The sequence below is a fragment of the Amycolatopsis jejuensis genome (assembly GCF_000717335.1).
Lineage (GTDB): Bacteria > Actinomycetota > Actinomycetes > Mycobacteriales > Pseudonocardiaceae > Amycolatopsis > Amycolatopsis jejuensis.
The window spans coordinates 21552-33206 of the sequence record NZ_JNYZ01000044.1 but is presented as its reverse complement, the minus strand read 5'-3'; the positions used below and the strand labels follow the sequence as shown (position 1 = coordinate 33206).

Sequence of the window (11655 nt, the reverse complement as noted above, 5' to 3'; positions counted from 1 at the left end):
CCCCCACCACTTCCTAGACGACCGGTCTAATCGTCTGTTACTGTCGTGCCGTGCCCACCAAGCAGGCCGACACCCGGCGCAGCATCCTCGACACCGCACAGCGGATCATGGCCCGAAAGGGCTTCGCCGCCGTGGGGATCAACGAGGTGCTCGCCGAGGCCGGGGTGCCGAAGGGCTCGTTCTACCACTATTTCGGCTCGAAGGACGCCTTCGGCGAGGCAATGCTGCAGGCGTACTTCACCGGATACCTCGCCGACATGGACCGCACCTTCGCCACGCCGGGCCAGACCGCAGCGCAGCGGCTGGCGACGTACTGGCAGCAGTGGCGCGAAACCCAGAGCGTCGAGCACTGCCAGGGCAAATGCCTTGCCGTGAAGCTGGGCGCGGAGGTGGCCGACCTGTCGGAGCCGATGCGGCTGGCCCTCAAGGAAGGCACCACGGCCATCGTGGACCGCCTCACCGGCACCATCACCGCCGGCGTCGAGGACGGGTCGCTCTCCTTGAACGGTGAAGCCCGCGAGACCGCCCAGGTGCTGTACGAACTGTGGCTGGGCGCCAGCGTACTGGCGAAGATCCACCGCACCCCCGCGCCGCTGGATGGCGCCGCCGCAATGACGCGGCAGATCCTGCACTACTGAATTTGTTTGTCGCTTGAATTTCTTGCGCCGTCTAATAGACGACTGGTCTACTACTAGGAGATGTTGTGAAGGTCCTGATCGTCCTCACCTCGCACGACGAACTCGGCAACACCGGCCGCAAGACCGGCTTCTGGCTCGAGGAACTCGCCGCACCATATTACCGCCTGAAGGACGCAGGCGCGGAAATCGTCCTGGGTTCCCCGAAGGGCGGACAGCCGCCGCTCGACCCGAAGAGCGCCGAACCGAGCTTCCAGACCGACGAAACCCGCCGCTTCGAAGCCGACCCGGACGCCGTCGCAACGCTCGCGGCCACGGTGCCCCTGAACACGGTGTCGGCGGACGACTTCGACGCCGTCTTCTACGCCGGCGGCCACGGCCCCCTGTGGGACCTGGCCGAGGACGCAGACTCGGTGCGCCTGATCGAAGCCACCACGCGCGCAGGCAAGCCACTCGCGCTGGTATGCCACGCCCCCGGCGTCCTGCGGCACGCCACCACCGAGGATGGCACTCCCCTGGTCCGCGGCCGGAAGGTCACCGGATTCACGAACTCGGAGGAAGCCGCTGTCGAGCTCACCGAGGTAGTCCCGTTCCTGGTCGAGGACGAACTCACGAAACTCGGCGCGGTGTATACGAAATCCGGCGATTGGGAACCGTATGTAGTGCAGGACGGGCTGCTGATCACCGGCCAGAACCCAGCGTCGTCCGGTCCTGCGGCCGACGCGCTGATCAAGCTGGGTACCGTCAGCCGGTGACCCGGCGGCCGGCTGGGCTGGCGTTCGGCTGGGCTGGTTGAACTGGCGGTTCTACCCTTGGCACGGCCGCCGATTCAGCTGGCGGTTCGACCGACAGTTCAGCTGGCGGTTCCACCGCTGGTTCCGCCGTCGGCTCGACCGCCGGTCCAGCCCACCTCAACCGACCGCTCAGCCCAGCTCGGCAGCGGTTCAGCCAGTGCCCCGGCTGCCAAGACCGCGGAGCCGATCCGCCGCCTCCCCCAGCCCGCCCGCGAACAAACCGTCCTCGAGCCGGAACGCCGGACCAGCGCTCGCCAGGTCAGCGCCGATCCGGGCGAGTGCCCCGTCGGCAAGGCGGAAGACGTCCGCGGTGGCGAAACCGGCCTCGTCCCGGCGGAGGTAGCCGGGTGCCTCGTCCGGGCCGAGGCGGATCACCTGGCCGGTCTTGCCGAAGCCGAGACGTTCCAGCAGCCCCCGTACCTCGGTGTTGGCCTGATGGACGTACCCCATCACCGGTTTGGGCTCGACGTACACCACAGCAGCAATCACGATGGCGCACAGTGCCACCCCGATCCCCCGCCCACGCAGTTCTGGCGCGAGATGCAGCCCACCCAGCTCCCAGCGGGCGACGTCGTCGAGCTCCTTGCCGTCCGGCTTGGCGTAACAAAGCCCGACGATCTTCCCCCCATCGAGCACGGCGAACAGCTGCCGAGCCTCGACCATCTGCCGAACCGCCGCCGACGTGAGGGGCAGCACGAACTCGCCGATGTTGGCCAGGTGAAACGCGAAGGCGGCTTCCCAGGTCGCGTCGGTGACTTCGGCGACGACGGGAAGTGCGCCGGCAACGGACGAGGGCACGGGCGTGGTTTCCTTTCGGCAGAAAGCGGCGATGATCGCAGGCTACCGCGCACTGGAATCGGTTTCCGCCGGAACGGAGCAGCCCCGGTCCGTCATTGCCCGATCGACCCCCTGCGCCGGGTCCTCCGGGCCACCCGGAAGGAATCCGCCCCCGGCATGGCAGGCACCGATTTCGGCGCACGACCGGCCCGTCACACCCGGCGCATTTCGCGATGCCCACTGCCTGCTCGGAACGGCGCCGCTCCGACGACGCATACCGCCGGTCCGCCGCGGCGGCAATTCGACGACGCACGCGACCGATCCACAGCGCCGCCATTGCCACGACCCAAGCGCCCGTTCGCAGCGGCACCCACCCGACGAGACACACTGCCCGTCCGCAGCGGCACCCACCCGACGACGCACATTGGCCGTCCGCAGCGGCACGCTCGCGACGACGCACGCGGCCGATCCAGAGCGGCGCCGTGCGACGATCCCCGTTCAGATCGCCGAGGGTGGCCGGGGCAGGTAGGACGAGCCGCCGAAACTGTCTGGTCTGTACCACCTTTGTCCACGCCCAGCGGTTGACAGCGCGCGGACCGGACGCCGATGATTCCCTCGGCTTCGCGCCGTGGGAAAATCCCGCACGCAGCCGCGATTTCGCCGTGCCGGAACCGTCCCGACCCGCGTGAGGAGACCTCAATGTCGTCGGTCAGCCGCCGGAGATTCATGCAACTCGCCGCGGCCACCGCGGCCGGCACCGCGCTTCCCGCGAGCATCGCGAGGGCGGCGTCGGTGCCTGCCGCGGTCCGCACCGGTACCCTCGCCGACGTCGAGCACATCGTGGTGCTGATGCAGGAAAATCGTTCCTTCGACCACTACTTCGGCACTCTCGGCGGAGTCCGCGGCTTCGGTGACCCGCGGCCGGTTTCCCTGCCCAGCGGCAAATCGGTGTGGTACCAGTCCGGCAGCGGCACCGAAACCCTGCCGTTCCGCCCGGACGAGGACAATCTCGGCCTCACCTTCATCGAGGACCTCAACCACGACTGGAACGGCACGCACCAGGCGTGGAACCACGGCCGGTGGGACCAGTGGATCCCGGCGAAAAGCCGCACCACGATGGCGTATCTGACCCGCAAGGACATCCCGTTCCACTACGCACTCGCCGACGCCTTCACCATTTGCGACGGCTACCACTGTTCGATGCATTCCTCCACCGACCCGAACCGCTATTACATGTACACCGGGTACAGCGGGAATGACGGCGCCGGAAACGGACCCGTGCTGGGCAACGAAGAATCCGGGTACGGCTGGAAAACATTCCCGGAAATCCTGGAGAATGCCGGGATCTCGTGGAAGCTGTACCAGGATGTCGGCGAAGGTCTCGACGGCGCGCACAAATGGGGCTGGACCGACGACCCGTACATCGGCAATTACGGCGACAACTCACTGCTCTACTTCAACCAGTACCGCAATGCGCAGCCGGGCAATCCGTTGTACGACAAGGCGCGCACCGGCACCAACGCCAAGGCGGGTGAAGGTTTCTTCGACCAGCTGGCGGCCGACGTCCGCGCCGGACGCCTCCCGCAGGTGTCGTGGATTGCCGCGCCGGAGGCGTACTCCGAACATCCGGCCTGGCCGGCCAACTACGGTGCCTGGTACGTCTCGGAAGTGCTCGACGCGCTCACCGCGAATCCGGACGTATGGAGCAAAACCGTCCTCCTGATCACCTACGACGAGAATGATGGTTTCTTCGACCACATCGTGCCGCCGTACCCACCGCGCGACGCGGGCTGGGGTCTGTCGACGGTGAGCGTCGCCGGGGAGTTCTACGAAAGCGGCGCGTCGTCGGGGTACCAGAAAGGGGTGCCGTACGGGCTCGGCCCGCGGGTGCCGCTGCTGGCGATCTCGCCGTGGAGCACCGGTGGCTGGGTGTGCTCGCAGACGTTCGACCACACGTCGCTGATCCAGTTCGTGGAGAAACGATTCGGCGTGTACAACCCGAACGTCTCCCCGTGGCGTCGCGCGGTGTGCGGCGACCTCACCACGGCATTCGACTTCACCGGCGCCAACAGCGGCGTCCCGTCCCTGCCCGGCACCGGCGACTACCAGCCGCCCGCCGACCACAGCAGGCCGCCGGACTATCACCCTGTCCCGCCGTCGGCAGGCCAGGTGCCGAAGCAGGAGCCGGGTTCGCGCAAGGCCCGCCCGCTCCCGTACAACCTCGCCGCCGACACCGAAGCGAAGAGCGGCCGGATGTACTTCACGTTCACCAACCTGGGCGACGCAGGCGCCGCCTTCCACGTGACGTCGCGCATGCGCTCCGACGGCCCGTGGCCGTACACCGTCGAGGGCCACAAATCGGTCACCGACAGCTGGCACCTACCCAGCGGCGCGAGCGACTGGTACCAGTACTCGGTTTTCGGCCCGAACGGCTGGCTCCGTGAACAAGCAGGCACCATCGGCGGCCTGGGCCCGGAGGTGACCGCCCGCCACGACCCGGCAACCGGGTACGTCACGGTGACGTTCAAGAACCCGAGCAACCGAAAGGTCACCTTCACCGCAACGGACGCGTACGCGCCTTCGGACCACTGGACGTACACGTTGGACCCCGGCGCTTCCCGAGAGGTCCCGAAGTGGGGAGTCGCGAACGGCTGGTACGACATCAACGTGACCGCCGATCACGACAAGTCGTATGTACGCCGTTTCGCGGGCCACGTGGAGACGGGCAAGGCTTCGACGAGCGATCCCGCCATCGCGACTGCCTGAGCTAGGGCCGGAGGGCCGCCGCGAGTTTGGGCCACAGCCGGATCAACGCCTCCGGCCCACGGCGGAAGTGGTCGATCGGGAGCCATTCGTTCGGGGCGTGCTTGTTCTCGTCCGGGACGCCGAAGCCCAGGAGGAGCGTCGGGAGGCCGAAGTCCAGCTGGAGGACGGCCACGGCCGGGATCGTGCCACCGTCGCGGATTACCGAGGGCTTGGTCTGCCACGTTTCCGCCAGCGCTTCGAGGGCGGCTTCCGTCGCTGCGGTATCCACGGGAGTCTCGACCGGGCGCGACGACACTCCGTACTCCGCGCGGAGTTCCACGGACGGCGGGGCCGCGCTGTGCAACGCAGCGACCACCGCGGCACCGGCGGCGTCCGGATCCTGGCTGCCGACCAGGCGCATCGACAACTTCGCCGTGGCCCCGGCGGGCACGATCGTCTTCGGGCCCGGGCCGGTATGCCCCGCGACCAGGCCGTTGACCTCCAAGGTCGGCCGCGTCCAGGTGCGTTCCAGCATCGGGTACCCGGCCTCGCCGCAGGTCCAGCGGGCACCGGTGGGGACCTCGCCACAGCCGCAGCAGGCGCCGGTGGGAGCCGACGCGCCGACCTCACCACAACCACAACGGGCACCAGTCGGAGCCGACGCGCCGACCTCACCACAACCACAACGGGCACCGGTGGGAGCCAGCCAGGTGGTCTGGTCGATCGGGAGCGCGGCCAGTTCCGCCCGGTCCGCGGCGGTCAGGTCGTCGACCCCGTCGTAGAACCCGGGCACGGTGACACGGCCCTCGTCGTCGTGCAGGCCCGCGACCAAGTGCGCCAGCACGGCCGCGGAGTTCGGGACCGCGCCGCCGAACTGTCCGGAGTGGACGTCTCCGGCCAGCGCGGTGACGGTGACCTCGACGTACGTGAGCCCACGCAGCGAACGCCCGATCGCCGGTTGGTTGACACCGAGCATTGGGGAATCGCTCACCAGCGCGACCGCCACCTTGCCCGGACCCGGCTCGGCCAGTCCCGGCTCGCCCCGCCCCGGCTCGCCCCGCCCCGGCTCGGCCAGTCCCGACTTGGCCAGCCGCGATACGCCCGTCTCCGGTTCAGCCTGTCCCGGCTCGCCCAGCCCCTGCCCGGCCAGACCAGCGTCACCCAGGTCAGCCTCGGGTGACAACACCTCCGCCAACACCGTCGCCAGGCTTGGCGACCCCACCTCCTCTTCCGCGTCCACTACCACCAGTACCGTCACCGGCAGTTGCCCACCGCTTGCCTGTACTGCCTCGATCGCCCGCAGGTACATCAGCAGCTGGCCTTTGTCATCCGTCACTCCGCGGCCGTACAGCGCGCCGTCTCGTTCGGTCACTTCGAACGGTGGCGACGTCCAAGGGGCGAGTGGTTCAGCGGGCTGCACGTCGACATGGCCGTACACCAGCACCGTGGGTGCATCGGGAATCGGGGACACGAGTTTCGCCGTGAGGGCAGGTTTGGTCGGCGTCTGATGAATACGTACTTCAGTGAAATGCAGCCGCCGCAACTCGTCTGCCGTCCACTCTACCGCACACTCGATCGCCTCCGCAGCCCCCGGATCGGATGACACCGACTCGATCGCGACCAGTTCCGCCAGCCGTCGTCGGTCGTCGGTTTCCTGTGTTGCCAACCGTTTCAACGCTGCGGTCAGGTCGAAGGTCATGCTGTTCCCATCCATTCCTCGATTGCCGTGCGCACCAGCGGCAACGGCGGCGAACCGTGGGCCAGCAACCGATCATGGAACTCCCGCCGGTCGAACCGGGCGCCCATTCGCGACTCCGCTTCCTGCCGCAACCGGCGCAGCTCCAGCACTCCGGTCGTATAAGCCAAGGCCTGACCGGGGTTTCCGATGTATCGGTCGACCTCGCCCTCCGCATTCGCGGGTGACGTCGCCGTGTGAGTCAGCAGATATTCCACGGCCTGCGCCCGCGTCCAGCCCATGGCGTGCAAACCCGTGTCCACTACCAGCCGCGCCGCTCGCCATGACTGCGACGACCACTTGCCCAGCCGCGACAGGTCGCTCGTGAACAGGCCCAGCTCGTCAGCTTCCTGTTCACAGTAGAGCGCCCAGCCTTCGATGAACGCGGTGGTCGGCACGAGGCTGCGATACCGGCAGTGCGGCACCTCACGCGCCATCGACCACTGTACGTGGTGTCCGGGCACGGATTCGTGCGCCACCAACGTTTCCAGTTCGTACCGAGTCGCGCCGCGGGAGATGTTCGTGTTGACCCAGAAAATGCCCGGACGGTCCACAGTGGAGTCGCCGGGCCGGTAGTACGCCTGCATCATCCGGGCGGCTTCGAGGTCCGGCATCGGTTTCACCTCGCACCGCGTCACCGGAAGTGTCCCGATGAAACTGTCCACAACCGACTGTCCACGGTGGAATGACTCGACCGCCGCGGCGAGCAGTTCGGCCGGGGAATCGAAGCGCAGTGCCGGGTCGTCGCGAAGGCGGGTGACGACCTCCGCGAGATCCTCCGTGCCGAATACCGCCTGCGCAAGAGGCCGGGCTTCCGAGGCGAGCGCAGCGACCGTTTCCCGTCCCAGTTCGTGCACTTCAGCCGGGGTCAGCGAGGTCGTCGTATGCTCCGCGACCGACGCCTGATACGCCTCCTCCCCGCCGGGAATCCAGCACAGGCCGGGCCGGTCGTCGGGGCGCGCCAGCGGAGCCAGTTCGGTGGCCAGGAACTCCCGGAACTCGCCGAGCGCGGGCCGGACCGACGAAGCCAGCACCTCCCTGGTTTCGGCAGTCCCGTTACCCTCCAACGTCTTTTCCGGGCCACCCGCGGCGAACAGGTCGTCCAGCAACGCCGTGACGCCCTCGACCAGCCGCCGGACCGGAGTACGCCCGCGTGCCGCACCCCGCCGCAACGCATCCTGCGCCTGTCCGAGCGCACCAGCAAGACTTGCGCACCGCGAGTGGAACGCGTCCGGATCAGACAAAGCTTTCGGCATCACACTCGTGATCGCGGTCGGCAAGGACCACGCTTTGTACGGCGATACCGTGAACTCCTCCCGGCGGGAGTCCACAATAGACGTCCACAATCGAGATTGCCACGTCGCCATCTGCCAAGTGAGCCGGTCCTCGGAGCTCAGTGAAGCCGGGTCGATCCGCTGCAGTTCCCGGGAAGCCGAGGCGAATCCGTCCCGCAGCCGCGCCTGGCCGTCGTCCGAGAGATCCGGCACCAGCCCGGCCGCATCCGGGATTCCGACCGCACTGCACAGGAACGGATCCCATTCCACGGTCAACCCGAGCAGATCGTCCGCGATGTCCGCCAGTGTCACCGCTGCACCTCCGGCGGCACCGCCCGCGTATCGAGTTTCCGATAGGTACCGAGGAAATCGACCAGGTAGTCAGTCATCCGTCCGAAGAGGACTGCGCCCTTCTCCGCCGAAGCACGCGATGGATCAGACCAGCCCGCCGTCGGCGAAACCTCCTCCAGCTCAAGGAAAACATTGACCTGGCTGTCGCCGAAGCGGACGTCGGTGGGAGTCAACACCTCCAAACCCTGGAAGGCACTCTTCTCCCGCCGGGACGCGAGATCGGTACGCACCGCGGACGGATGCAAATGCATCAGCAGCGACGTCCCCGGCTCGGCACCGTGCCCGATCGACGGAGCCGGACCGGCGAAGAGGTCACCCGCCAGGTCGGTCGCGAGCCGGGCCGGATTGACCGATGCGACGAGCACCCCGGTATCACGCCGGATGCGGCGGCACGCGTACTCGACCGGGAACTGGTTGGGCCCGTGGTTGGTGATCAGCAGGACGTGGCCGAAACCGCCCTTGACGAGCGAGCGCACCACCGCCTCGACCTGCTCCCCCAGCTTGTCCGGCGGCATCGCGATCGTGCCCGGAAATCCGGACAGTGCCTCGGAAACTCCATACGCCAGCGGCGGCAGCCAGACATCACCGGTGCGGTCGGCGGCCTGCTCGGCCAGCGCCGCGGACACCAGGTAGTCGAAGCCCATCGGGATCTGCGGCCCGTTCGCGTCGACGGTCCCGATCGGCAGCAGCGCGACCCGTCCGGCGGCTGCCGCTTCGGCCGCTTCGACCCAGGTCAGCAGCGGGTAGAACGTTTTCATGACACTCCTGTCGGTTCAGCGGGACGCCCAGTCGTCGATCACCGAGCGCATGGTTTCCAAGGGCAGGGCGCCGTTTTCGAGCAGCCGGTCGTGGAATTCGCGGATGTCGAAACGGTCGCCCATCCGGTCTTCGGCAGCGGCGCGCGCGTCGGCGATCCGCCTTCCGCCCACCGAGAAAATCGGTCCTTCACCGGGCATCGCGATGATCCGTTCGAGCTCCACCGAAGCGTCCCGTTCGGACAGTGCGGTGCCCTCCAGCAGGAACCGCAACGCCTGATCCCGGTGCCAGCCAAGCGCATGCACCCCGGTGTCGACCACCAGCCGGGCCGCGTTCACCGCCTGCCGCACGGCGTACCCGAGCCGCGAGAGATCGTCCTCGAACCGGCCCATCTCGTGCGCCAGTCCCAACGCGTACGCGGCCCAGCCCTTGACGAAGGCCGGAACAAACGCCACCCGCCGGAACCGCGGAACATCGGCGCGGAATGCGTACGACCAGAAAATGTGGCTACCCGGAACTGCTCCCCCGGCAATCATTCCGGTCGTCTCGTATCGCCGCCGGGTCCCGGTGGTATTGACATAGAATACGCCGGAACGGGTTCCGTCGACCGAGCCCGGCATATATTGCCCGGCGCCGTAGTGCCCGGCGGTTGCGGCGGGCATCGGTTCCACGGGACACGCGGGCAGATCGGGCAGTCCGAACCAGCGGGGCAGCCCGTCTTCCATGGCCTGCATCGCCGCACGTGTTCCGGACAGCGCTTCGGCACCGTCGCGATAGGACAGTTCCGGTCCATTTCGGAGCCGATCGAGAACCTCGGCGAGGTCGGCAGTACCGAACACCGACTTACCCAGCGCACGAATCTCTTCCACCGCAAGTGAGTGCAGATCGAGACCTTCGTCGTGCAGCACAGCGGGGTCAAGGTCCACAGTGGTCTCTTCGCGCAGGAGTGCCTGGTACGCCGAGGCTCCGTCGGGCAGCCAGCACACCCCGGCCCGGCCGTCCGGACGAGCCGCGTCGAGCACATCGAAACGCACACCTGACACGAATCGCTCGATCGCAGGCCGGACCACCCCGGTGACGATCCGCTCACCCGCCTCCCGCCATGGACCACTCAGCGCAGCCAGCAATGGGTCAGCGTCGAGGCTGGTGGCGAGATAAGCGTCCAATTCGGACAGCGCTACGAGCAGCGGCCGGGACAGCGGCGCCCGCCCGGAACCCACCCCGCGGCGGAGCAACGCCAGATCGTTGTCCGCGTACTCCGGCAACGCCCTGAGCCGCGCCAGATACGCCGTCGCCGCATCGAGGTCGACGACCTTTACCTTGGTCATCCCCCGCAGCACCGACGCGGTACTGAACTCCCGAGCGAGACTCACGGTGAAGCATTCGGTTTCCAACGCCAGCACATCCCGCGCTGCCGCAGCCTGTTCGATCAGGACTGCGCGGGTCAGCCGGTCCTGTTCGGACAGTCCTTCGGGCGCGAGATCCGCGGCCTGGCGCGCCACATCGTCGTACGCGCGGCGCCGCCGTTCCCGGGACGCATCGTTCATTGTGGGCAGCAGGCGTGCCGCGGCGGGGTGGCCGAACGGAGCGGCGCGGAACGGGTCGCGTTCCTGCCACAATTCGAGCATGGTGGCGGACAGCAGGTCGAGAGTCGTCACTGCAGGTGCACTCCTTTGTCCAGAAATCAGCGGCTGTGCGGGTCGAGCCGATCGCGCAGCCAGTCGCCGAGCAGGTTGACGCACAGGATGAACGCGGCGATCGCGACGCCGGGCACGACGACCGGCCACCACACCCCGGTGGTCAGTCCACCTTGACCGGCCGCGATCATCGCACCGAGGGTCGGGGTGGGCGGCGGGACGCCGAGCCCAGGTAGCCGAGCGACGCCTCGGCGATGATCAGGCTGGCCACCTCGAAGGTCGCGATGACCACGAGCGGCGCGGTGATGTTGGGCAGCACGTGCCGTACCAGGATCCGCAGGTCGGACGCGCCGAGCCCGCGGATGGCGAGCACCACTTCCTGTTCGCGCAGCGAAAGCACCTGCGCCCGCGCGACCCGGGCGAACAGCACCCAGGCGGAAAGCGCCAGCACCAGCACAATCGTCACGAAACTCGGCCGCAGTACGGTCACCACGGTCAGCACCAGCAGAATACCGGGTACCGACAGCTGGATGTCGGCAATGCGCATCACGACCTCGTCGAACCAGCCACGCCAATACCCGGCGAGCGTGCCGAGCGCGATTCCCGCCACCCCGGCAATGGCCGTGGCGAGCACCGAAACGAACAGCGAGGTCCGAATGCCGTTCACCACGCGGGAAAGCTCGTCGGACCCGAATTGGTCGGTGCCGAGCACATGCTGTGCGGTTCCGCCGGAGACCCATGCCGGCGGCCGGAGTGCGTCCGGCAGCGATTGAATGTCCGGCGCCGGTAACAACATCGGCCCGATCAGCCCGGCCACCACCAGCAACGCGAGCACCGCCATCGACACGTAAGCGGAGATATCGCGGAACCGCTTGTGCCGGATGGTGAACCGGGGTGTGCCGACCAGAACCGGAGTGGCCGCCGGAGGAATCGTCGAATCCATCGTCTTCT

The 11655-nt window shown here is 67.9% G+C and carries 10 protein-coding genes; 3 read left to right on the top strand and 7 right to left on the bottom strand.

Annotated features, from left to right (window positions below; genetic code table 11):
- Positions 1-50 precede the first annotated feature (50 nt).
- Positions 51-638, top strand: a complete 588-nt coding sequence (locus OO71_RS41185; protein ID WP_033295495.1) for a TetR/AcrR family transcriptional regulator — start codon at positions 51-53, stop codon at positions 636-638.
- A gap of 65 nt (positions 639-703) precedes the next feature.
- Entirely contained in the window at positions 704-1390 is a 687-nt protein-coding gene (locus tag OO71_RS41180) for a type 1 glutamine amidotransferase domain-containing protein (protein ID WP_033295494.1), read from the top strand.
- Between the two features lie 189 nt (positions 1391-1579).
- Here OO71_RS41180 and OO71_RS41175 read toward each other — a convergent pair whose 3' ends face one another.
- Positions 1580-2227, bottom strand: a complete 648-nt coding sequence (locus OO71_RS41175; RefSeq protein WP_033295493.1) for a GNAT family N-acetyltransferase — start codon at positions 2225-2227, stop codon at positions 1580-1582.
- A gap of 678 nt (positions 2228-2905) precedes the next feature.
- On the opposite strand from OO71_RS41175, the gene OO71_RS41170 reads away from it, so the two are divergent.
- Positions 2906-4972 carry a phosphocholine-specific phospholipase C gene (locus OO71_RS41170; RefSeq protein ID WP_033295492.1) on the top strand — a complete coding sequence of 689 codons (2067 nt, stop codon included), beginning with the start codon at positions 2906-2908 and terminating at the stop codon, positions 4970-4972.
- A gap of 1 nt (position 4973) precedes the next feature.
- Here OO71_RS41170 and OO71_RS46810 read toward each other — a convergent pair whose 3' ends face one another.
- From OO71_RS46810 to OO71_RS46800, 6 genes are read right to left on the bottom strand one after another with little or no spacing between them, the layout of a single operon-like run.
- Entirely contained in the window at positions 4974-6650 is a 1677-nt protein-coding gene (locus OO71_RS46810; protein ID WP_034263646.1) for a M20/M25/M40 family metallo-hydrolase, read from the bottom strand.
- Positions 6647-8272 carry a DUF885 domain-containing protein gene (locus tag OO71_RS41160; protein WP_051792942.1) on the bottom strand — a complete coding sequence of 542 codons (1626 nt, stop codon included), beginning with the start codon at positions 8270-8272 and terminating at the stop codon, positions 6647-6649. Before OO71_RS41160 ends, OO71_RS46810 begins: the two co-directional genes overlap by 4 nt.
- Positions 8269-9069, bottom strand: a complete 801-nt coding sequence (locus tag OO71_RS41155) for a creatininase family protein (protein WP_033295491.1) — start codon at positions 9067-9069, stop codon at positions 8269-8271. The genes OO71_RS41160 and OO71_RS41155 overlap by 4 nt, the downstream gene beginning before the upstream one ends.
- Positions 9070-9084: 15 nt before the next feature.
- Positions 9085-10725 carry a DUF885 domain-containing protein gene (locus OO71_RS46805; RefSeq protein WP_033295490.1) on the bottom strand — a complete coding sequence of 547 codons (1641 nt, stop codon included), beginning with the start codon at positions 10723-10725 and terminating at the stop codon, positions 9085-9087.
- 26 nt (positions 10726-10751) lie between these two features.
- Positions 10752-10895: a hypothetical protein gene (locus OO71_RS50680; RefSeq protein WP_156096814.1), complete on the bottom strand. Its 144-nt coding sequence runs from the start codon at positions 10893-10895 to the stop codon at positions 10752-10754.
- Positions 10892-11647 carry an ABC transporter permease gene (locus tag OO71_RS46800; RefSeq protein WP_051792940.1) on the bottom strand — a complete coding sequence of 252 codons (756 nt, stop codon included), beginning with the start codon at positions 11645-11647 and terminating at the stop codon, positions 10892-10894. The genes OO71_RS50680 and OO71_RS46800 overlap by 4 nt, the downstream gene beginning before the upstream one ends.
- Positions 11648-11655 lie beyond the last annotated feature (8 nt).